This is a genomic window from Coleofasciculus sp. FACHB-542, from assembly GCF_014695825.1.
Classification (GTDB): Bacteria; Cyanobacteriota; Cyanobacteriia; order Cyanobacteriales; family FACHB-T130; genus FACHB-T130.
On the sequence record NZ_JACJPB010000033.1, the window covers coordinates 19034 to 39852 of the forward strand.

Here is a 20819-nt window from a genome sequence, read left to right on the forward strand (position 1 = left end):
TATCACTTTTTGTTAGTTGTTCAGTAGCCTGCGATCGCTTGTTCTGAGGTCTTCGGTAGACTGTGCAGCCTTTCCTTACTATCCACTACCTCTCGCTCAATGACCTAATGCCTAATGGCTCATTACAGAAAATACCAAGTTAGACTACCTGCAAAGAAAAATAAGGCAAGCAAGACAAAGGTTCGCTGTAACCGCTGAAGGATTGGTTGAACTTGGTAAGTGACGATCAAGCGATCGCGTGTCAAAATTTCTTCTGGCTTTGTCCAGCACTGACCGTCGTACCAACCGGATTCTTCATAAAATACTTGTTGATTCTCTAAGCGCGATCGCACGTAAGACCAACCCAAGTACAGTCGCACCAGTGCCAACACCACTCCCAAGCTCGCTCCTGCTGCACCCATGAGGATAAACTTGCTCGGATACTTTCCTGGCGCAAAGCTTGCTGCTGCCATTGGACCTGCGACAAACCAGCCGAGACCCCAAATCCAAGCCAGCTTTTTGATGTATCCTCCCAGTTCCAGCGTCACCCAGCGAAAAGACCAAGAATCCTTCAACTCCTGGTACTCATTGAGCGGTTGTTGTTCGGCGGGAACTGGGCAAACTGAAACTGGAGTTTCCATCATGTTTTTACTCTCCCATCGGCTCACGATGCTGAGAAATCGATTTTTTCAGCATGACCCCAGAATGCTTCCAGATTATAGAATTCCCGCTCTGGAGGCAACAAGATGTGAATGATGACATCCCCGTAATCCAACAATATCCAGCTACCTTCTGCCTTTCCTTCCACGCGCAGAGGCAGGCGTTGCCACTCCGTTTCTACTTTCTGTTCAATGGATTGGGCGATCGCTCTCACCTGGACTCTGGAGAAGCCAGTTGCGATCGCAAAGTAATCCGCCAGATAGGATACCTCTCCTACCTGTAGCAATACGATGTCAGCCGCTTTGCGGTCATCAGCAGCTCTGGCAGCCGTTAAAGCCAGCTCTTTGCTTGCTTTTTGTTTATCTGCATTGACAGCCAGTCGAGCAGAAGCATTCGCGTCGTCTCCGTTGGAGATGAATGCTTCGTTCCCAGTAGAGGAGGACTGTATCTTGAACTGTTCTGACATTAAATCCTGATTTCCTTGTTCAAAAACACCTATAAATTCCTTCAAAGTTGGTTCAACTCACAGCACTGTACTAGAGAGATGCTGAAGTTTCTATTTTAATTTTTGAAGTTTCGAGCCTCAGCTTTTTATGGCTTTTTTTAACTTTTCATTTCATTTATCCTTCATCCTTTCAGCTTCAGGTTGCTGCTTTTTGCTAGCGATTTGAAGTGCCCAATTACGGCTACGGATCGTTCGAGGGTGAATTAAGCAACGAGTTTCGAGGAGATATTTCAGGGAATAATCACAAGTTAGCCAAACAGCTTTGTAGAGATTTTGCCAAGCAACTTGTCTTAAAGCTTCTAACTCAGGAGTGTTACCTCTGCCTGGTTCCAGAGTATCAGCCAAAAACACGATACAACTCAATTCACTCATTCCTGGTCTGCCTAAGGTGTGATCCTGGATTGCCTGCAAAATTTCTTCATCAAGTATTCCAAATTTGTCTCTAGCAACAATTGCACTAACATCTGCGTGCAATAAATGCGGATTTTCTTCATCCACCGGGTCTAATTCCAATCCTTCTTCTCGTGCCATTTGTAACAGCAGCGAAGGCTTAAAGTATTTTGCGAGATCGTGCATCAACCCCGCTGTCCCTGCTTTTTTCTCGTCGAGTTGATAATGCAGCGCTAGCTCAATAGACATCCGCTCGACGCCTAATATATGTTTGATTCGAGCAGCAGGGACACGATCTGCTAACCAGGCTAAGACCTGTTCGCGCATTGGGCGAGGAACTCCATAGGGCTATCGGGACAGAAGCAAAGGGCAAAGCCTAAGGCTTTGGGCGATCGCTAGTTCCCAGGATAATAAACGCTAGGCATCGCGCGATCGCTACTTCAAACCGACAACCATTTTGCTTTCATTCTAGATCAATGAAGCCTAACCTCATCAAACAGCTTCTCATACTGCTCCAAGGCGTGCTTAAAGGAGTAATTTTCGATAGCATATTGTCTGCCTTGCTGACCCAGTCTTTCCGCTTTGTCAGGGTTTTTATATAAGTCTAAAATTGCTGCTGCCAGAGCCTCAGGATCTTCTGGGGGAACGACGACACCGCCGCCGCTATGCTGCACTGCTTTAGCTGCCGTACCACTAGCAGGAACAGAAGCCAGAATTGCCCGACCGCTGGCTAGCAGCACCTGAATTTTAGAAGGCATATTGAAGGAAATCACGTTTTCCTTTTGCATCACCAACCCTACATCCGCTGCTGCCAGTAGTTCCGGTAATTTTTCGCGGGGTTGAAATGGTAGTAGCAAAACGTTTGGCGCATCCACTTTTTGACAATAAAGCTCCAGGTCTTGTAAGGCTTTATCTTCTCCCACAATCACCACAGCAATGTCGGGAATATGTCGCAGGCAAGTCGCCGCATCGATCAGGGTCTTTAAGGGTTGGGTGCGACCAATGTTACCGGAATACAGAACCACAAATTTGCCGTCGAGTTGGTGAACGGCTCGAAAATAATTATTTTCTTTAGGCAAAGGTTGGATAAAGTTAACATCAACCCAGTTAGGAATCAACCTAATTTTACTTTTTGGGACTCCTTTCCCAACTAAATTATCAACAAATCCATCAGCAATGACGCTAATCTTCGTCGCTGTTCGGTAAGCAAAATTTTCCAGCTTTTCAAAGATGGCAATCATCCGTTTGTTGGTGAGCAACCCCGTATGAACTGCGGCTTCCGGCAAAATATCCTGGAGGTTCAAGACTACCGGACAGCGGTGCAACCATCCCAGTAGCGCGGCTGGAACGGAAACTGGCAGGGGCGGTACGGTTAACAAAATTACGTCTGGTCGTCTGCCTTTGAGGGCATGGACTAAGCTGATCAGGACAAAGCTAGCATCCAATAGAATTCGATCTATCAAACCCGGTTTGGGGCGAATCCAGACATAATTGCGCTGAATGGCTACGCCATTTTCGAGTTCTGTTAGGTACAATTTCCCCTTATATTTCTCGTAGATGCGCCGTTGCGGATAGTTTGGCATGGCAGTGACAACTCGCACTTGATGACCTTGTGCTACCAAACCTTCCGCTAGTTCGGTCATCAAGGGGGCAATGCCGATTGGTTCGGGATGGTAGTTGTAGGAGTAAATCAATATCCGCATGATCTAGGTCTTACCAAATATTTAGCACCAAGCTTTTACCTAGTCTAATCGGGGGTTGCGGTATGTTGGTACAATCGCGCATCTTCTTTGAGGAATAATGTGGCTTTTTCTCGGTCTATTTCTCGATCTATAAGTGGGATCGCGCTTGTAGATGAGATTTATTCCCAGTTGTCAGAAGCAGCAGCACATCTAGGAGAAAGCGAATACTCTCCAGTTTTAGCGAATTTTTCTTCGCATCAGCAAGCAATTTCGTTCGTCAGGCATCCGCGTGTAATCGAGTTCATCTGTGAATTGTTGCATAAATATCAACCCCCGACCTCCTTCATTCTCCAGGGGGTCAAAATCCTTTTGACCCACCACTTGCAACTTTGATTGCAGCTTGGCTTGCAAGTTAAACGGTTTTCCGTAGTCCCAAATCCGCATTTCCAGATAGCTAATATAGACTTTCACCTCAATCTGTATTGGGGTGGTTGGGGGCAATGAAGAATGAGCGTGGCGAATGACGTTCGTAAACCCTTCAGTCAAGGCTACCTGGGACTGCCACCATAATTCATAGGGCAGTAGCGGTAGAGTAAGTTGCTCAAACCATTGCAAAACTTCTGTTAAAGCATTTAGATCCGTCTCCACCTGAAGGCGGGATTGTGCTATTGGTTGTTCCTTTGTCATTAACAGAAGTAATTGAGGTTTCCTAATAAGCACCACTGTTTTTGCGAAATAAAATTAGGATTGTTTTAACAATTAACTTGAGGTCGTAAATCAGGCTCCAGTTCTCCTGATAGCGCAAATCTAAGCGAATCACATCTTCAAAATTGCGTACTTGCGATCGCCCATTTACCTGCCACTCACCCGTCATTCCTGGTTTCACATCTAAACGCTGCCATTCCGGAACTTCGTATCGTTCTACTTCATCAGGTGTCGGGGGTCTCGTACCGACTAAACTCATCTCCCCTTTCAGAACATTCCAAAACTGCGGCAGTTCATCCAGGCTTGTCTTCCGTAAAATTCGACCCACCCGTGTTACTCGCGGATCGTTTTCATTCTTGAAAAAGGCACCGCTGGCTTGATTCTCGATTTTGTCTTTCAGTGCTTCCGCGTTTACGCACATCGAACGGAATTTCCACACCTGAAACCGTCTTCCCATCCAACCGCAACGGATTTGACTGAAAAAAATCGGGCCTGGATCGTCGAGCTTAATCACAATGACGATGGGAATAAACAAAATTGCCGTAATCCCTAAACCCACCAGCGATCCCACCACATCAATACCACGTTTAATCCACGAGCGGACGGAAGGATGAGTCGTTGGTAGCTGAATCTCTGATTTTTTCCCAGGGGTTGTGGTTGTGCTTTGGCTTGGCGGCTCGATCGTTAAAACTTGATCCAGCCCCGTCATCGATAACACTGCCATCACTTGAGGATGGACACCCCGAAGCACTAATTCGACTTGTTTTTCCCGCGCTAGCTTTACATTACTGACCAGCGCACCAATACCACTGCTATCAATAAATGTGGTCTGACTCAAATCAAAAACTAATTGCTGGGTAACGGCACTCTCTTGTAAGAATTGCTGACAGCTTTTCTTAAAAGCCACGGCCTCAAGAACAGTAAGGCGAGGGGGTAGCTGGACTACAGGAGTGTCGTTGAAGAACGTAATCCGAAAATCTGCATCGGGGATCGGTCCAACCATGTAAACCTAGTGCTAAGGTGCCATCTTATATTTTGAAAAATATTTGAGATTAGTCAATTCAACTTCATTAAAAGTTTTTGTAAAGAATTATTTTATTGTTTTGATATAATTCAACCTAAATCAAATTCATCGAGTGTCCATAGTAGCACTGAAATAGCGAATTGTACCAAGAATTTTTTAAACTGCTTCTAAGGGTACCAAAGAGCAAACAGCTTGGCGGTGGTTAAAAATTGTAGTTATCGTGAGTTATCCTCAGGGATCGACCGGAATCATCAATATTGACAGAATTATCAAGCGGTGAGAAGGCTGACTGGGGAACCCCCTGCCAACAGCGATCGCTGTTGGCAGCACGCGGAGATTCAAGCATCCTTCCCGCGTGGTTAATCTAGGAACTCAAGGCAGATAATGAGATTAGTAGAAACCTTAAAGTAAACCGAGTCCGGAGCGAACCAGTCGCATCTCAAGTCAGAGCAACAATGACCCCTAAAACTGCCGACTATCCCACTGCGCGGCTAATTGAAGTCTTCTCCGCCATTCAAGGGGAAGGACTGAATGTAGGCACCCGCCAAATATTTATCCGCTTTGCCATCTGCGACCTGCGCTGCCATTTTTGCGACAGTGCCCACACCTGGTTAGCGCCAGATAAGTGTAATGTGGAGCGAACACCTGGGCAAAGAGACTTTGAAACCCACTCCAATCCAGTGTCTAGCTCGGTGTTACTAGAATGGATTGAACGGCAAAATCAACCCGGTTTGCACGACAGCATCAGCCTCACGGGTGGCGAACCGCTGCTTCATGCTCCCTTCCTAGCTAAATTTCTGCCTGTTTTGCGCCACTCCACAGGGTTGCCACTCTACCTAGAAACTGGCGGTCATCGTCCAGAACAACTAGCCCCGATTTTGCCCTTCCTGGACTCTGTAGGCATGGATATGAAGCTGCCTAGCGTCAGTGGAGAACAAAGGTGGGAAGCGCACAGGGAATTTCTCCAGCTTTGCCATGACTCACGGGTTGATAGTTTTGTCAAATTAATTATTTCTAGCCAAACTGAGCCATCTGAGCTGGAACAGGCAGCTGAATTGGTGGCAGCAGTTAGCCCTGCTATCCCGGTGTTTTTACAGCCAGTGACACCCCTACAAATGCCCCATCATCTGCCAGTGTTTGCTCCAACCCCCGCGCAGGTTCTGGAGTGGCAGGCATTAATGAAGCGAAGTCTCAAACAAGTGCGAGTTGTGCCACAGACTCACAAAATGCTGGGTCAACTTTAGAATTGTTCATGGTTCATCAGGAATTCTCAGGAACCACGAATCCTGATTAGTAAATTTGTGTAGTTGAATAAAGAATTGATGAAGAACCGGAATACTTATGTGAAATTACGGTGTGGAAGACCGCTTTAAAGTTATCTTTAACCAGCTTTTAAAGTAACCGTCTGATGCTCGTGATAGTAAAAGTTCTGAGGCTAAGACATTATGAAAGCAAAGCATTGGCTTTGGACGGTTAGTTGCTCGCTGGCGCTCTCTACGCTCTCTATCGCGGCAAATACCACCTCTACTTATGCCGCTTCCCTAGTTAATACTCTGGCGATTCCGGGGGAAAGTACGGATCTATTCCCGACTAATGGCGGCAATGGTGGTGCTAACATCAATCGCTTAGGTTTTTTCTCGGATCTATATTACGATCGCTACGAGAATGTGTACTACGGTTTGGGCGATCGTGGTGCAGGAGGCGGTGTACTTTCCTACGAAACGCGAGTTCAGAAATTTTCGCTGGATGTTGACCCAAACACGGGGACGATTAGCAACTTCAAGCTGCTGAAGACCATTTTATTTACTAAGGACGGTGAGAACTTTAACGGGTTGAACCCCCAGTTACTCAACGGCGATACCGGAATTCTGGGTCTTAGCTTCGATCCAGAAGGCTTTGCAGTTGCACCCAACGGCAACTTCTACGTTTCAGACGAGTATGGCCCCTCTGTTTATGAGTTCACTTCGACTGGTTCGTTCATCCGGGCCTTTGCCACTCCAAGCAACATACTTCCTCTAGCTGGAAGTGTTCCCAACTATGTCGATGGTCGCCCAATCCTTACTAGCGGTCGCCAGGATAACCGAGGCTTTGAGGGAGTGACTCTTAGCCCAGACGGTAAAAAACTGTATGCGATGCTGCAAGACCCGCTCGTAACTGAGGGAAGTCCCGATGGACGACGCAGCCAGAACTTGAGAATTGTGGAGTTTAATACGGCAACAGGTGATAGCGTTGCCCAATATATTTACCAGCTAGAAAGTCTTGCCGCTATTAACGATCGCATTCCCGGAACTGATGACGATTTTGGGCAGAATTCTCAAGGTCGTAATATTGGCATTAGCGCCATTACCGCCCTTAATAACAATGAGTTCCTAGTACTGGAACGCGATAATCGCGGCGTGGGCGAAGCCGATCCTCTAAGTAAAGCCCCAGTCGCCAGTAAGCGGGTTTACAAAATTGATCTCACAGGTGCCACAGATGTCAGCAACATCAGCTTGATAGGTACAAATACTTTACCATCTGGCGTAATACCTGTTAGCAAGTCTCTGTTTTTAGATGTTGCAGCGCAGCTGAAGGCGAGTGGTCAAGTAATCCCTGAGAAGTTGGAAGGTTTGACAATCGGGCCTAAGCTAACGGATGGTTCCTACGCAATTATCCTTGGCACGGATAACGACTTTAGTGTGACTCAGGGGAATGCTGGTCAGCAGGATGTTTGCACAGATGGTACAGCCTTTACTCTCGTATCTATTGATAGCGGCTGTCCCGCCGGACAAAAATTACTTCCAGGCTACCTCTACTCGTTCAAAGCTAGTGCTACAGAGTTAGAGGGGTTTGTACCTCCGGAAAAAGTGCCAGAACCAGCGGCAACGGCTGGATTAATGCTACTGGGTTTTGGCGGTTTATTGCTTAAGCGGCGGCAATAAAAAGGCAATGGCAATATAAACGGTGCCCAAATTCGGGTGTAGCTTTGGTACACCCGAACTTGGGGAAAGACAGGCACTCATGTAAAACAGAACAATTCTTCAATCTCGTTACTCAGCTTACGCCTGGTAACGAAGATTTGGATGCGATCGCATCCGAAGAGTCTTTATATTGAGTCCTCGCGTGCGCCTTTGACTTTAGCTTTGGCTTTGGCAGCACTACGCTTGAGGGCAGAAAGCCGCGTTTCGTATTTGCTCCGTTGCCGTTTGTTTGGGGTTAGCTCTAGCAAAGCTTTCAAAGCGCTACCCAAACTTTTGTAGGCGTTGGGGAGGGAATAACCAAAGCGGGTAGCAAGCGCGATCGCTTTTTCATCCGCTTCAATCATCTCTTTTACCTGCTTCTCCCCACTGTTTTTTTGATACAATCTCCAGCCTGAGACACCACACAAGGCTAAGGCTAATATCAACAGCAAGCCATCCTGCACCCACAGTTCGCCGACAGCACCGCCTAAACCAATTGCAAGCGCTGCCATTTCCCAGCCATCTCTAGGGATGGTGTCGTTTTGAATTCGGGCGACTTCGTGCCAAAACAGTAAATTCCGCTGATCGAGTGCTAGCTGATCCCATTTCACTAGATCAATTTGAACCTCAATTTGATCCTTGCCAATTTCTTCACAGCGGATCAGGGGTGGATTCACTTCAGTCGTTCCTTCGACTGTTACCCAGCTTTGCAATTCTGGCGGCAGTAAGGTTTTTAACCGCCGGAGTTCGCTCATCTCAGCTCTAGCAGAAGAGGTTGCATAGGATGTCATAGTCGTCCAGCCCCAGGAAATTCGCTTTTCAATCGTAAGGTTATTACTTTGGAGTATAGCGATCTTCGTGCCCGGATTCAGATTCACTCAGATGGGAATAGTCCCCGCTTCTTACGCGCTTCCATCGCTCTCTCCAACATTTGCAGTAATCCAGGAGCTTCTTCTTGAAGGGTAAGCAGTAGCCTTTCTCCCAATTCTCGATCGCCTGGATCTTTGCCGGTTTCCATCACCTCTTTCAGTCGAGGCATCGCTACATTATCAATAATTTGAATTAAACCTGACAAACAACGGTTGAATTGTTTTTCGGTAAGACTTGAATCTTCTAAGGGAAACTCAATGATGGCACGAATTTCGCCATCGTTTGGGTCATATTCCCATTGCAGCATTTTGGTTTCCCAGGAAATGCACAGCATTGTCTGGAGGATCGCTTCTTTGTAAGGATGATCTTTAACTCCAGATATAACTTGGGGCGCAAATACCTTGAAAAATTCCCCATCCTCATCCAGCTGGACAACAATCAAGAATTCGTCTACGTTTTCAGCTTGTACACCCGTCAGAATCCGGTACGCTTCTTCGTCAATATGATATTTCCAACCTTGATTGTCTAGATACGTGGCAATCTGTCGTAAAGTAGCGCCCATGACAGCCTCGCTGCGTCAGGTGGAGCAGGAATAACACGACACAGTATAACGTGCTATCTGACAACGGCATAGAGAAAGCCGTCTTTAGTTAGGGCTTGGGGCGATCGCTTGCTTCTAACGCTGTTCTTATCGGGGTTTGGGTTGGAGCTAGGATAGCGATCGCGTCTTTTGTTTCTCAAGCAATTTTGCTCCGAAAAACCCAACGCCAGATGCCTGCGGTACAGTTCAAATTTGCCTAGCGCTGGTGGGAACGACCGCCAAGATAGAGTGCTGCTGCGAGGGCGATTCCAGGTAATGTAATGACTGCTGCTAATGGAGAACGTAACCAACTCGCTTGCTCGTACCGTTCTCGATAATAAGTAGACCTAAGCGAACAGGGTTGAGCGGAACTGACTGAACCCAACAAAATGCTACTAGCGATCGCAGTGCTAGAAGCGATCGTAACCAAAGATAATTTTGTTTTCATACAGTTTTTTCTCCTACCGCGTTTTAGTGCAGGGAACGATCCTGAGCGATCGCGCAAAGTTTCATTTAATTCTAGCTGCCTCTGACTAAACTGGGGTGGAATGCTACGCAAGTGCAAAAAAAGGGGAGTGCGATCGCTCTAACTCAGACAAGCTAAAACTAAAGTGGTTTTTGTAACTGCACAACCCTTCCGGAAGCCTTTGTAGCATTTCAAGCCAGTACGTTTTCTGACAAAAATGCCTTTTCCTATCTAATTCGCACAGTCAAACTACCAACTGAAAACTGAAGAACTAACAAAAACTTGGAAAGCATTTATTGATGGTGCCATACAATTAGGTTGAAATTCAGTATTACTCCTGAATCGGAGCGTCTTTGAGGACTGTTAAAATACCCAGCAGTTTAGCTGTGTATATTGATATGAACTTAGAGCGATCGCTCATGAAGCTAGCCAATGCCGTATCTAAGCTTAATGAACTTTCATCAATGGAAATTTGTACTGAACCAAAATGTACTAAACAAGTTTCTAAACCAGGTCATAAATTGTGTTACGAGCATTGGAAGGCTAACAACACTCAAGCGTCACCCACACCAAAACCTAAACCGAAGCCTCAGCCATCGTCTTCCCCATCGCTGTTGTCCGCTACCAGCATCAGCGAGAAACTGGCAATACCCAAGCACAAAGTTAACCCCATTTTGGCTGAATTAGGATTGTTGAGCAAAGACCAGAACGGCTGGGTTGCTACCAAGTTAGGAATTAACTTCGGTGCGGTGCAAAAAACTTATTCGCAAGACGGCATGCTATACGTTCTCTGGTCTGAGTCGATTCTGACGAATCAAGCGTTCCTCACGACTATCCAAAGTATCAATGGTGATAGTTTAGAAGCAAGTACCAAGGAAGCAACCAGCGAACAAGGGTTTCGCGAGAAGTTTCGGGCTAGCGCACAGCATCGCACCACTGATGGGCATTGGGTTCGATCAAAGGCTGAAGCTCTGATTGATAATTGGTTGTATGTTTCGGGAATCGTTCATGCTTACGAACGACGACTACCCATTGAGGAAGAAGCGTACTGTGACTTTTATCTTCCATCAGGGAGAGTGTATATCGAGTATTGGGGATACGACAACGATCAAGAGTATGCGGCACGTAAGCGAGTTAAGCAGGAGCTATATCAGAAGTACCAGCTCAACTTAATCGAATTATCGGATGAACATATCAAGAATTTGGATGATTGCCTGCCCAGAATATTACTGAAGTTTGGTGTAGTTATTAGTTAAAGAACTCATATAGTTATCCTGTGTTTGCGAGTGCTTCCTCTCTTCCTTCGCGTCTTCTGTAGTTGGGTAAAAAAGCGATCGCAATTCGACCCTTCTATCAAGATGACCTAACTTTACTAATAAAAGTAATAGGAGCGATCGCATCTAGATCGCTCCTACTATTTATTATCTATTACGCCCCTCACCGAAAAGCGGAAAGGGACAAGGGGCGAGGTTCTTAAATCTTCGCTTCTTCTCTCACTAACTTATCCCAACCCAAATCTTTAAGGTTGTTATTCCGGCGCAGCGGACGAGTCACCAACTCCAGAATGTCACGAGCATTTGTAAAGCCGTGAATCTGAGCAAAAGTGAACTCAACAGACCACTTAGTATTGATACCACGTGCTTCCAGTGGGTTGGCGTGCGCCATACCAGTAATCACCAAATCTGGCTTCAGTTCGTAAATACGCTGAATTTGGTTATAGTTGTCCGGCTTCTCCACAATTCTAGGCGTTGGTACACCCATTTCGTGGCAAGTTTTCTCTAGCAGCGCCAATTCAGCGGCTTGATAGCGCTTATCCATGTAGGGGATGCCGATTTCCGGGCAAGTCATGCCACAGCGCACCAGGAAACGAGCTAAAGAGATTTCCAACAAGTTATCGCCCATGAAGAAGACAGATTTGCCGCGAATCAACTGGACGTAGTCTTCCAGATTTTCCCAGATTTGCGCTTCCCGCTCATCTAGCCCTTTGGGTTCAATCCCAAACACCGAGCAAATTTTCTCAATCCAGGCGCGGGTGCCATCGGGACCAATGGGGAAGGGTGCGCCGATGAGTTTGCACTTGCGGCGACGCATCAGCGTAGTGGCGGTGCGGCTGAGAAAGGGGTTCATGCCAGAGACGTAGTAGCCTTCTTCCAGAACTGGCAATTCGGTGTAACGCTTGGATGGTAACCAACCAGAAACTTTAATGCCTTGCTTTTTCAGTTCCAGTGTCAGATTGGTAACAACTGGATCGGGGAGAGAACCGAAGAGAACCAGTGGCGGATGCTTGACATATTCCGATTCATCGGCGGCAACATCTTCTTTTTTCTTGCCGAAGTTGAGCAGAGAAGCGATCGCATTCCTTTCTTTCTTCTCAGTTTCTACCACGGGCGCTTTATCGGGACACCGGGCAGCCATCGCCGCCAGTACGGTGTCTTCCCCTTGAGTAAAGGCGTAGTCTAAACCATTGGCGCGAGCCGTCACAATGGGGATGCCAATTTCGGATTCTAGCTTGGGTGCCAAGCCTTCCAAATCCATTTTGATGATTTCGGTGGTGCAGGTGCCAATCCAAACAATGACGCTGGGGTTGCGATCGCGCTTAATTTGCAAACACAGCCGCTTCAACTCTTCATAGTCATTCAACTGAGCGGAGATATCTCCTTCTTCCAATTCAGCCATCGCGTAGCGGGGTTCCGCAAAAATCATCACCCCCATCGCGTTTTGTAAGAAGTAGCCACAGGTTTTTGTACCAATAACTAGGAAGAAACTATCTTCTATCTTTTGGTACAACCAAGCTACACAGCTAATCGGACAAAATGTATGATAATTTCCAGTTTCACACTCAAAATTAAGCGCTTCCGGTTCTGTATTCGCAAGGGTCATAGTAAAGGTTTCCTCTCAAATTTTTAATTGATTGTTAGTCAAAAGGTGATTAGTTATTAGTCATTCCAGAGACAAAAAAATTCTGATTTAATGACTCATAACTATTGACAAATTACTCAGGATTTGGGATTCGAGCGACAATCTCTGCATCCTTAAGCTTCATTTACAGAGCGCTCCAGGAACGATTCGCTTGAAAATATTCCAACAACTTCTGCTTCAAAGCAGATGTAAAGTTTTCAAAAAAAGCCATACTTTCTGTTAGCTCATCCTGCCAATACTGGTGTTAACTTTTAACGCTGCCAAGGAAAGCGATGCTTTTTGTAAACTCCCTCGCAAGATTCATCCACCTTAGCAGCGATACGACTGGCTGATTGAGCAACATTGACAGCAGATGGAGGTAGCATTCTGACTTCCTCTGTATCTGTTTTTTCAGCCGATAGTGCCTCTAGCTCATCGTCGGGAGCCGCCGGTAATGCCTCTAGCTCATCGTCGGGATCGAAGTCTAGCCCAAAGCTCGCCACAATTCGGTCGGGATCTGCATTGAGATCCACAATCAGGGGAAGCATTTCATTAAATTGCGGGTCTAGAGTCGATAGCGTCGCCAAAATGAAGCTGGAGGTAGGGCGTCTTTGTCCTTCAGATGTCACCCAGACTTGCAGACGATTGAGCCAGTAGTGATTTTTTCGATAGTAGTCTAGCCATTTGGCTCTGACCGATTCCCGTAGCTGCTCAGGACGTAGTTGCTCAGGACGTAGCTGCTCAGGACATAGCTGCTCGGTGTTCACAGTTGGACTTGATGCTGATGCTGGTGAAAATAATTTGGTTTGGAGAATGGTGCATAACAATACGCACGTCAAGATTGACACTAAAAGCATTGATCCATTCTCCATCCTTAGCTCCCTAAACCATCATCATATCTAGCTCTTGTTCTTCAGTCTTCACCTCTGGCTTGGTGGGATTGAGGTAGAAATCAGACAGCAAGGAGAACAACTCGCGGTCTGGAGCATCGTTCGGCACAACACCCTCTGGACGCGCCAGAATTTGGTCGGCAATGTTGAGGTAGTAATCGCAGACGTAGTTGAGCGAGGGGTCAGTCTCTGCCATTTCAAACAGAGTTTTGCCCTTAACACGGGAAACGCGAATGTCTTCAATCAGCGGCAACACTTCCAGCACTGGCATTGGTACCGCAGAAATGTATTTTTCGATCAGGTCGCGCTTAGCAGTGCGGTTGCCAATCAATCCGGCGAGACGCAGGGGGTGAGTCCGAGCTTTTTCACGGACAGAAGCGGCAATCCGGTTGGCTGCAAACAAGGCGTCAAAGCCATTGTCAGTGACAATCAAGCAGTAGTCCGAATAGTTGAGGGGAGCTGCAAAGCCACCGCATACCACGTCACCGAGTACGTCAAACAGAATAATATCGTACTCATCGAAGGCGTTCAGTTCCTTGAGTAACTTCACGGTTTCGCCTACCACGTAACCGCCGCAACCGGCACCGGCTGGGGGACCCCCTGCTTCTACGCAATCAACGCCGCCATAGCCTTTGTAGATGACATCTTCAGCCCAGACATCTTCGTAGTGGTAGTCCTTTTCTTGAAGCGTGTCGATAATTGTGGGAATCAGGAAGCCGGTCAGGGTGAAGGTGCTGTCGTGCTTGGGGTCACAGCCAATTTGCAGGACTTTCTTGCCGCGCTTGGCTAGAGCCACAGAGATATTGCAGCTGGTTGTGGATTTGCCGATTCCGCCTTTTCCGTATACTGACAGTTTCACGCGCTTCGTCTCCTATAGTTTCATTTCAAACCAGGATGGTTGTCTTTGGTGTTAGGCAGGGCATGAATAAAGTCGCTGCCGAAGAAAGCCAGCCGTAGATTGCTTTTTATCTGGGTATGAACTGCATTATTGTCCAACTGCCGCAGAAAATAAAGGGGATGGAGGAATGGATTAGGTACTAATCGCGATTATTGAGAAAATAGATAATTCTTTAATGTTTTTATTTTGCTAAAAATGCTGATAAAGCTGCAATTTAAATTTTTAAGAGGTTTTGTACTCTTTTAATTAAGAATGTGGAACAAAAGACAAAAAGCTCGGGGCCAAGAGAAGACGCTCACGCTACAACGTGAAACCGATAATTTGAGGCTATTTAGGACTCTGCGAACAACGGCGCTCGTCGAGAAAGTCTTAAACTGTACCTATAACTCGGATTGACTTCGCCTAATCGGCTACACTGCCTGAAGCAGATGGCTAATCAAAAGGGTCACAGAGGCATCTGCAAGTAAAGTGGGGATTTTGATGAATAATTATTAATTTTTGAGAGACTGTTTTCTAGGAATCCGAGTTGAGTTCACAGTCAGGGAGAAGATCGCAGAGGGGCGGGAAGAGGCTAACATCAATCACCGAAAGGGGAGGAGGGATGGTTTTGCGGAGCGCCTGGTGTTCCGAAGCAATCCGTCGCCATGACCAAGACTAAAGCGATCGCTACCGCTCATTGGCAACGCTTCTTGACTAGGCTTAAATTAGGACGCCATTTTTTCTAAGGCGTATGCGTTGATTTATGGAAAGCCTTAGAGTCGGATTTAAGTGAAAGCGGCTATATCTATATGAATACAGAAACTGACATTCTCATCATCGGCGGCGGTGCGATTGGCTTAGCGATCGCCCTCGAACTTCGCTTACGGGGGGCAACCGTCACCGTCTTGTGCCGCGACTTCAACTCCGCAGCGGCTCATGCTGCTGCTGGAATGCTAGCACCCCAAGCAGAAGGGATTCCGACCGGCGCAATGCTGGATTTATGTCTGCGGAGTCGGGATTTGTATCCGGACTGGGCAAGCAAACTGGAAGCGATCGCAGGGGTATCTATCGGCTACTGGCCTAGTGGCATCTTGGCACCCGTTTATCTCAATCCTCAGTCCTCAGCCCTCAGTCCTCACTCCTCAGCACATTGGTTAGATAAAGATGCAATCCATCAAATTCAACCCGGACTGGGTTCAGATGTTGTTGGTGGTTGGTGGTATCCCGAAGATGGTCAAGTAGACAATCGGGCTTTAGTTCAAGCCTTGCGGGTGGCAGTGAGGGAATTAGGTGTAGATATCCGTGAAGGCGTGGCAGCTGAAGCACTCCAACAACAGAACCGGAGAATCAACTGCGTCAGAACAGCATCTGGGGATTTTCGCGCTCAACACTATGTCTTAGCCACCGGCGCTTGGTCAAATGAATTTTTGCCAATTCCGGTCAGCCCGAAAAAGGGTCAAATGTTATCCGTGCAAGCGCCTGGGGGTAGTCAGGAGGGATTGCCTCTAAAGCGGGTGCTGTTTGGTGAGGAAATCTACATCGTGCCGCGTCGGAATGGACAACTGATCGTGGGAGCCACTAGCGAGGATGTGGGATTCACACCCCATAACACTCCAGCCGGAATCAGAACCTTATTGGAAAGCGCGATTCGCCTTTATCCCACCTTGCAGAACTTTCCCATCCAAGAATTTTGGTGGGGATTTCGACCGGAGACACCCGATGAGTTGCCGATTCTCGGTTCTAGCGCCTGCGAGAATTTAACGCTGGCAACGGGTCATTACCGCAACGGAATTTTGCTGGCACCCGTGACGGCTTCCTTAGTGGCAGACCTGATTTGGGAGCAAAAGTCCGATCCCCTGTTAGACCATTTTCACTACTCCAGGTTCTACGCTGGATCTAAACCCATCAATGCAACCCCCAAAATGCTTCAAATAAGCCATCCTTCTGAATCCGGGAGAATTCAAGGCTCGTCCCTACAGATGAATCATTCCTTGGAAACCCTGCCATCCGATCCTTTAATTATTGCGGGTCGGACTTTTCGCTCTCGCCTGATGACTGGTACCGGCAAGTATCGCAGCATCGAAGAAATGCAGCAAAGTATTGTGACTAGCGGTTGCGAAATTGTTACTGTGGCGGTGCGCCGGGTACAAACAAAAGCGCCCGGACATGAAGGGCTGGCTGAAGCGTTGGATTGGACAAAAATCTGGATGCTACCCAACACGGCTGGCTGTAAAACGGCTGAAGAGGCGATTCGAGTGGCACGTCTGGGGCGGGAGATGGCAAAACTTTTGGGTCAAGAAGACAATAACTTTGTCAAGTTAGAGGTGATTCCTGACTTAAAGTATCTGCTGCCCGACCCAATTGGCACTTTGGAAGCGGCAGAGCAACTGGTGAAGGAAGGCTTTGCAGTTCTGCCTTATATCAATGCTGACCCCCTACTGGCTAAACGATTGGAAGAGGTTGGCTGTGCGACGGTGATGCCTTTGGGTTCTCCGATTGGTTCCGGACAGGGCATCAAGAATGCAGCGAATATTGAAATCATTATTGAGAATGCTGGGGTGCCGGTGGTGGTGGATGCCGGACTGGCTACGCCCAGTGAGGCAGCGCAGGCAATGGAGATGGGGGCTGATGCCGTGTTGATCAATAGTGCGATCGCTGGGGCAAAAAATCCAGCCGCGATGGGTCGCGCAATGGCTCTGGGTGTTGAGGCTGGGCGTCTCGCCTATCAAGCCGGACGAATCCCTGTAAAAGTCTACGCCAACCCCAGTTCTCCCCTGACTGGCACGATTACCAGTTAAAGGCTAAAGGGGCTGAGGAGAATGTAAGTTCAACCTCTCCTTGGCACCCCTGCACTTAGTCGGTACCAAGATTCTCTCCTCTGGCGGAAGTAGTGTAAATAATTCATGCAAAAGATAGAGTACATTGACCCGATTCTTTGTTACAATTATTTACAAAATAAATCCTAAATAAGGATATCATTCATGCGATATACAACCGAAGACGGCGGACGTTTGAACAATTTTGCAGTAGAACCAAAAGTTTACAAAGCAGAACCGCCAACCCAGGATCAAAAGCGTAACTATCTCTTCATGGGAATTGGCGCGATCGTTTTGCTTAGCAGCTTAATATTTGTTGCTATTTCGGCATCCAATGTAGGCTAAGCCTCCACCTGATACTTTTCAGGAACGGGTGAAATAAGGCAAAAGTAAAAAGTTAAACGTAAAAAGAAACAGAGTTTCGTTTTTTGTCTTTTGCCTTCTACTTTGAATTGAACGTAGGTTTACCGTTGAAGGTTTTTTGTCGCTTCTAGGGCGTCTTGGTAACTTTCTGTTCTTCCTTGGGACTTGAAAAGGTCTGCGGATTTCTGAAAATCTGCAACTGCCGCTTGACGATTATTCAATCGTAAGTAGGTGATTGCGCGGTTGTAATAGGCTTCAGCAAATTTAGAATCTAAATTTACCGTCTGAGTATAATCGTCAAGCGCTTTGGCATGTTGTCCTAGCCGGTTGAAAGCTAAACCCCGATTGTAATAAGCTCTGGCATTCTTGGGGTCGATTTGTAAAGCTTGGTTAAAATCGGCAATTGCGGCTTGAGTTTCTCCTAGATCGTCGCGAGCATTGCCTCGGTTAATATAGACACTTGCATCTTTGGGATTGAGTCGGATCGCCTCCGTAGAATCAGCGATCGCTTGTTGATAATTTTCGAGAAGATAGTAGGAATATCCCCGGTTGCCGTAAGCATTTCCGTACTCAGGATTAATCCGAATCGCCTCAGTGTAATCTGCGATCGCTTGCTGGTAAGCTCCGAGGATGTGACGGGCATACCCCCGATTGTAATAAGACTCTGCATCCTGGGGAGCAAGACGAATCGCTTCGTTAAAGTCTGCGATCGCCCCCTCATAATCACCGGCGTCTAGTTTATCAACGCCCCGGTTGTATAAATCAACCGCGCTCATCGTTGCCTTATTATTATCAGCAGCACTCAGTAACTGGCTGGGCGGCAACTGAGCGTAGACAGCAGTAGGAATTCCACCAATTACTGTGGTGATTCCGACAATGGCGATAGTTTTGCGAATGTTATTCATAGCTTGTCTTTTCTCGCCCCGCTGGAAAGGACTGAGGACTGAAAGCTGAAGACCGATCGCTGAGGTAAAAAATAAACATCAGGGGAAACGTGAAATCTATTTTCTGTTTCTTCCTCTTGAGGTAGTCCTCAGCACTATTTTCTCACTCAGTCCTGTCGAATCAATCCTTTGCACTATTTTTTTACGTGCCAGCTGGCTGAGCTTCCTGATCGATAAGCTGGCGGAACTGAATGACATCTTGCCGGGGATCGGCATGGCTGACTCGGACTTCTAAGCGATCGCCAAGTGCCACTGAGTGGGTGAACCGCATCGCCAACTCTAATCCCAAATCTTCTAACAAAATTAATCCTAATCGGTCATCTTCTCGCAACCATCGCAGCATCAGCGCTTGCCAAACCTGATCGCCATGACGCCGCAGGTACTCTAACCCCCAATAACGATTTGTCTGGCGTTCCACTAACCTTGCTTCTTGGGAGGCGGTGCCGATACCCAGCATAACTTCTTGTAACTCTTGCGCTGAGAATGGCGTGGGTTCGCCGCGTAAATGCGCCTTTATTTGGAAATGCGCCAGCAAGTCGCTGTAGCGGCGGATTGGAGATGTTACCTGAGCGTAGGTTTCCAGCCCCAAACCGGCGTGTCGTCCCGGCGTGAGGCTCATTTCGCTACGAGGCATACATCCCCGCATTGCACAAAATCTCACAGGTCCCGCGGGCAGCTGCAATAGTTCCTCTTCTGAGGGAAGTTCGGGTTGGGGTTGACTGCGAAAGGGCAGAGGAATATTGTGAGTTTTGCCGTAGTGGGCAGCCACTTCACCCGTGAGAATCATCATCTCTGCCACCAATTGGCGTGCGGGTGAGTCTTCCAAAATTTCAATGATGATTTCGTCACCATTGACTTTAATCATCGCCTCTGGCATATGGATGTTAATCGATCCTTGGGACTGCCGCCATGATTGGCGACGTTTCGCCCAAGAAGCGATCGCTGTTATCTCTGGTTCTGCCTGGATACCCAGTTGCAGCATCTCATCCACATCGTCGTAAGTCAGGCGATAGGTCGGCTTAATTAAGCTGGCACTGATGCAATAGTCCTCTACGGCACCTTTTTCATCCAAAAGCACGCCAAAGCTCAGCGCCCAACAAATTTTTCCTTGCACTAAGCTCATCGGCCCGGTTGCCAAACTCGGCGGGAACATCGGAATCATCCCCGTCGGTAAATACAACGTTGTGGTACGCCGTCTAGCTTCTAAGTCTAATTCATCTCCTGGGGAAACCAAGCGCGAGGGGTCGGCAATGTGTATCCAAAGCCGCTGACGCCCATCGGCGAGGGTTTCCATACTCAATCCATCGTCTATTTCCTTTGTACTTTCATCATCAATCGTGTACACCTTCAAATGAGTCAGATCTAATCGGTGCTCATCCGAATCGTTCGGCGCGAACTCAGCATACTGCTTAGCCACTTCTATCACCTTGTCTGGAAAGTGAACGGGGATCTGACTGCGCCGCAGATATAGATTTTCGTGAGGACTCCACAATCCCAAATCCACCAGCAGTTGAAACGCAGCTTGGGGAGTTCCGGGGCGTCCAAGCTCGCTCATTGTTTCCAAAACAGGTGCTGGAGGGGGATAGGCGCGATTCAGAGATTCTTGATTGAGTCCAGCACGAACGACATCTGTCAACAGAGCCGCATATTTTTCAATGGCTTCCAGGCGTTGACGTTCGCGGCGTTCCCACTCTACCTGTTCGCCAGAGAGCGCCTTTTGCACGCGCTCTACAAATTCTTGTCGCCGCAAGAGCCGTTCTTTTTCGACTTCTATCTGATGTTTTAGTTCTGCTACCTGAGTAGCAGGACGCGGCTCGTAGCGATCGCCTTTTTGCTTGAAATAAAGTCTATCTTCAGATAGCAAATAGTACGCTGCGTAACATAGGGGGGCACTTTTGTCAGAAAACAGCACTGACGCCATTTCCACATCTGTAACGCTCGTTCCATCCTCTACCAATAATTCCCATGCTACCTCCAAGCCAGTTGGGTCCAGATAGCGCTGTACCTCTTGGAGGAAGCTGGAAATTTGTGCAGGTTTATAGCTTTCACCTGCAATCTTATAGGTCATTTGTCGGGGATGGATGGTGTGGGATTGACCTTTCTCGTCTACCACAATCCAGTGCGTTTTGCCTTCTTGACGTTCTGCAACAGCAAGACGCCGCTCTCCATGCAGCCGAAACTCAATTAACGTTCCTTTCTCCACAAGTTTTTGGCTTACGCAGTAGCATTCA

The 20819-nt window shown here is 47.4% G+C and carries 21 protein-coding genes; 5 read left to right on the forward strand and 16 right to left on the reverse strand.

Going from position 1 to position 20819, the window contains the following annotated elements; all coding sequences use genetic code 11:
• Window positions 1–122: 122 nt before the first annotated feature.
• The 7 genes from H6F52_RS11130 to H6F52_RS11160 form a co-directional block, all read right to left on the reverse strand.
• Entirely contained in the window at window positions 123–623 is a 501-nt protein-coding gene (locus tag H6F52_RS11130) for a CGLD27 family protein (protein WP_190412553.1), read from the reverse strand.
• A 20-nt stretch (window positions 624–643) separates the two neighbouring features.
• Window positions 644–1105 carry a ribosome silencing factor gene (gene rsfS / locus H6F52_RS11135; RefSeq protein WP_190412872.1) on the reverse strand — a complete coding sequence of 154 codons (462 nt, stop codon included), beginning with the start codon at window positions 1103–1105 and terminating at the stop codon, window positions 644–646.
• A gap of 150 nt (window positions 1106–1255) precedes the next feature.
• Window positions 1256–1861, reverse strand: coding sequence for a bis(5'-nucleosyl)-tetraphosphatase (symmetrical) YqeK (yqeK, locus tag H6F52_RS11140; RefSeq protein WP_190436863.1), 606 nt, complete (start codon window positions 1859–1861; stop codon window positions 1256–1258).
• Window positions 1862–2007: 146 nt separating this feature from the next.
• Window positions 2008–3237 (reverse strand): glycosyltransferase family 4 protein, encoded by a 1230-nt coding sequence (locus H6F52_RS11145; RefSeq protein WP_190528377.1) that lies wholly within the window; start codon window positions 3235–3237, stop codon window positions 2008–2010.
• Window positions 3238–3453: 216 nt separating this feature from the next.
• Complete coding sequence (locus tag H6F52_RS11150) at window positions 3454–3903, reverse strand: anti-sigma regulatory factor (RefSeq protein WP_190412556.1); 450 nt, start codon at window positions 3901–3903, stop codon at window positions 3454–3456.
• A gap of 22 nt (window positions 3904–3925) precedes the next feature.
• Window positions 3926–4924 carry an anti-sigma factor antagonist gene (locus tag H6F52_RS11155; RefSeq protein ID WP_190429387.1) on the reverse strand — a complete coding sequence of 333 codons (999 nt, stop codon included), beginning with the start codon at window positions 4922–4924 and terminating at the stop codon, window positions 3926–3928.
• A 223-nt stretch (window positions 4925–5147) separates the two neighbouring features.
• Complete coding sequence (locus H6F52_RS11160) at window positions 5148–5291, reverse strand: hypothetical protein (protein ID WP_190534628.1); 144 nt, start codon at window positions 5289–5291, stop codon at window positions 5148–5150.
• Between the two features lie 109 nt (window positions 5292–5400).
• On the opposite strand from H6F52_RS11160, the gene H6F52_RS11165 reads away from it, so the two are divergent.
• Together H6F52_RS11165 and H6F52_RS11170 are read left to right on the forward strand one after the other, a co-directional pair.
• Window positions 5401–6189, forward strand: coding sequence for a 7-carboxy-7-deazaguanine synthase QueE (locus H6F52_RS11165; protein WP_190534631.1), 789 nt, complete (start codon window positions 5401–5403; stop codon window positions 6187–6189).
• 198 nt (window positions 6190–6387) lie between these two features.
• Window positions 6388–7866, forward strand: a complete 1479-nt coding sequence (locus H6F52_RS11170) for an esterase-like activity of phytase family protein (protein WP_190534767.1) — start codon at window positions 6388–6390, stop codon at window positions 7864–7866.
• Between the two features lie 164 nt (window positions 7867–8030).
• Here the strand turns inward: H6F52_RS11170 and H6F52_RS11175 are convergent, their stop codons facing one another.
• The 4 genes from H6F52_RS11175 to H6F52_RS11185 form a co-directional block, all read right to left on the reverse strand.
• Window positions 8031–8675 carry a DUF3318 domain-containing protein gene (locus tag H6F52_RS11175; RefSeq protein WP_190429385.1) on the reverse strand — a complete coding sequence of 215 codons (645 nt, stop codon included), beginning with the start codon at window positions 8673–8675 and terminating at the stop codon, window positions 8031–8033.
• Between the two features lie 83 nt (window positions 8676–8758).
• Entirely contained in the window at window positions 8759–9316 is a 558-nt protein-coding gene (locus H6F52_RS11180) for a hypothetical protein (RefSeq protein ID WP_190412560.1), read from the reverse strand.
• Window positions 9317–9369: 53 nt separating this feature from the next.
• On the reverse strand, window positions 9370–9495 hold the full coding sequence (locus H6F52_RS26105; RefSeq protein ID WP_277881937.1) for a hypothetical protein: 126 nt from the start codon (window positions 9493–9495) through the stop codon (window positions 9370–9372).
• 56 nt (window positions 9496–9551) lie between these two features.
• The gene (locus tag H6F52_RS11185; protein WP_190528383.1) at window positions 9552–9782 is read right to left on the reverse strand and encodes a hypothetical protein; all 231 of its coding nucleotides are present in this window, start codon (window positions 9780–9782) and stop codon (window positions 9552–9554) included.
• Window positions 9783–10186: 404 nt separating this feature from the next.
• On the opposite strand from H6F52_RS11185, the gene H6F52_RS11190 reads away from it, so the two are divergent.
• Window positions 10187–11056, forward strand: a complete 870-nt coding sequence (locus tag H6F52_RS11190; protein ID WP_347276209.1) for a hypothetical protein — start codon at window positions 10187–10189, stop codon at window positions 11054–11056.
• Window positions 11057–11273: 217 nt separating this feature from the next.
• Here the strand turns inward: H6F52_RS11190 and H6F52_RS11195 are convergent, their stop codons facing one another.
• The 3 genes from H6F52_RS11195 to bchL form a co-directional block, all read right to left on the reverse strand.
• Window positions 11274–12680 (reverse strand): ferredoxin:protochlorophyllide reductase (ATP-dependent) subunit N, encoded by a 1407-nt coding sequence (locus H6F52_RS11195; protein ID WP_190412562.1) that lies wholly within the window; start codon window positions 12678–12680, stop codon window positions 11274–11276.
• Window positions 12681–12970: 290 nt separating this feature from the next.
• On the reverse strand, window positions 12971–13465 hold the full coding sequence (locus tag H6F52_RS11205; RefSeq protein WP_347275935.1) for a DUF5331 domain-containing protein: 495 nt from the start codon (window positions 13463–13465) through the stop codon (window positions 12971–12973).
• 115 nt (window positions 13466–13580) lie between these two features.
• Window positions 13581–14447 carry a ferredoxin:protochlorophyllide reductase (ATP-dependent) iron-sulfur ATP-binding protein gene (bchL, locus tag H6F52_RS11210; RefSeq protein WP_190412565.1) on the reverse strand — a complete coding sequence of 289 codons (867 nt, stop codon included), beginning with the start codon at window positions 14445–14447 and terminating at the stop codon, window positions 13581–13583.
• A gap of 827 nt (window positions 14448–15274) precedes the next feature.
• Between bchL and thiO the strand changes: the two genes are divergently transcribed.
• Window positions 15275–17263 (forward strand): glycine oxidase ThiO, encoded by a 1989-nt coding sequence (thiO, locus tag H6F52_RS26110; RefSeq protein ID WP_190534636.1) that lies wholly within the window; start codon window positions 15275–15277, stop codon window positions 17261–17263.
• A 183-nt stretch (window positions 17264–17446) separates the two neighbouring features.
• Window positions 17447–17626: a ssl1498 family light-harvesting-like protein gene (locus tag H6F52_RS11220; protein WP_190534638.1), complete on the forward strand. Its 180-nt coding sequence runs from the start codon at window positions 17447–17449 to the stop codon at window positions 17624–17626.
• A 119-nt stretch (window positions 17627–17745) separates the two neighbouring features.
• Here the strand turns inward: H6F52_RS11220 and H6F52_RS11225 are convergent, their stop codons facing one another.
• Both H6F52_RS11225 and H6F52_RS11230 read right to left on the reverse strand, forming a co-directional pair.
• The gene (locus H6F52_RS11225; protein WP_190534640.1) at window positions 17746–18549 is read right to left on the reverse strand and encodes a tetratricopeptide repeat protein; all 804 of its coding nucleotides are present in this window, start codon (window positions 18547–18549) and stop codon (window positions 17746–17748) included.
• Between the two features lie 181 nt (window positions 18550–18730).
• Complete coding sequence (locus tag H6F52_RS11230) at window positions 18731–20791, reverse strand: RNB domain-containing ribonuclease (RefSeq protein ID WP_190436886.1); 2061 nt, start codon at window positions 20789–20791, stop codon at window positions 18731–18733.
• Between the last annotated feature and the right edge of the window lie 28 nt (window positions 20792–20819).

Bases quoted from the DNA above. Each gene is read 5' to 3' on its own strand.
- H6F52_RS11195 (WP_190412562.1), bottom strand. From the start codon at position 12,680: ATGACCCTTGCGAATACAGAACCGGAAGCGCTTAATTTTGAGTGTGAA.
- H6F52_RS11180 (WP_190412560.1), bottom strand. From the start codon at position 9,316: ATGGGCGCTACTTTACGACAGATTGCCACGTATCTAGACAATCAAGGT.
- H6F52_RS11145 (WP_190528377.1), bottom strand. From the start codon at position 3,237: ATGCGGATATTGATTTACTCCTACAACTACCATCCCGAACCAATCGGC.
- H6F52_RS11165 (WP_190534631.1), top strand. From the start codon at position 5,401: ATGACCCCTAAAACTGCCGACTATCCCACTGCGCGGCTAATTGAAGTC.
- H6F52_RS11150 (WP_190412556.1), bottom strand. From the start codon at position 3,903: ATGACAAAGGAACAACCAATAGCACAATCCCGCCTTCAGGTGGAGACG.
- thiO (WP_190534636.1), top strand. From the start codon at position 15,275: ATGAATACAGAAACTGACATTCTCATCATCGGCGGCGGTGCGATTGGC.
- H6F52_RS11220 (WP_190534638.1), top strand. From the start codon at position 17,447: ATGCGATATACAACCGAAGACGGCGGACGTTTGAACAATTTTGCAGTA.
- H6F52_RS11185 (WP_190528383.1), bottom strand. From the start codon at position 9,782: ATGAAAACAAAATTATCTTTGGTTACGATCGCTTCTAGCACTGCGATC.
- yqeK (WP_190436863.1), bottom strand. From the start codon at position 1,861: ATGCGCGAACAGGTCTTAGCCTGGTTAGCAGATCGTGTCCCTGCTGCT.
- rsfS (WP_190412872.1), bottom strand. From the start codon at position 1,105: ATGTCAGAACAGTTCAAGATACAGTCCTCCTCTACTGGGAACGAAGCA.
- H6F52_RS11160 (WP_190534628.1), bottom strand. From the start codon at position 5,291: ATGCTTGAATCTCCGCGTGCTGCCAACAGCGATCGCTGTTGGCAGGGG.
- H6F52_RS11155 (WP_190429387.1), bottom strand. From the start codon at position 4,924: ATGGTTGGACCGATCCCCGATGCAGATTTTCGGATTACGTTCTTCAAC.
- H6F52_RS11225 (WP_190534640.1), bottom strand. From the start codon at position 18,549: ATGAATAACATTCGCAAAACTATCGCCATTGTCGGAATCACCACAGTA.
- H6F52_RS11130 (WP_190412553.1), bottom strand. From the start codon at position 623: ATGATGGAAACTCCAGTTTCAGTTTGCCCAGTTCCCGCCGAACAACAA.
- H6F52_RS11175 (WP_190429385.1), bottom strand. From the start codon at position 8,675: ATGACATCCTATGCAACCTCTTCTGCTAGAGCTGAGATGAGCGAACTC.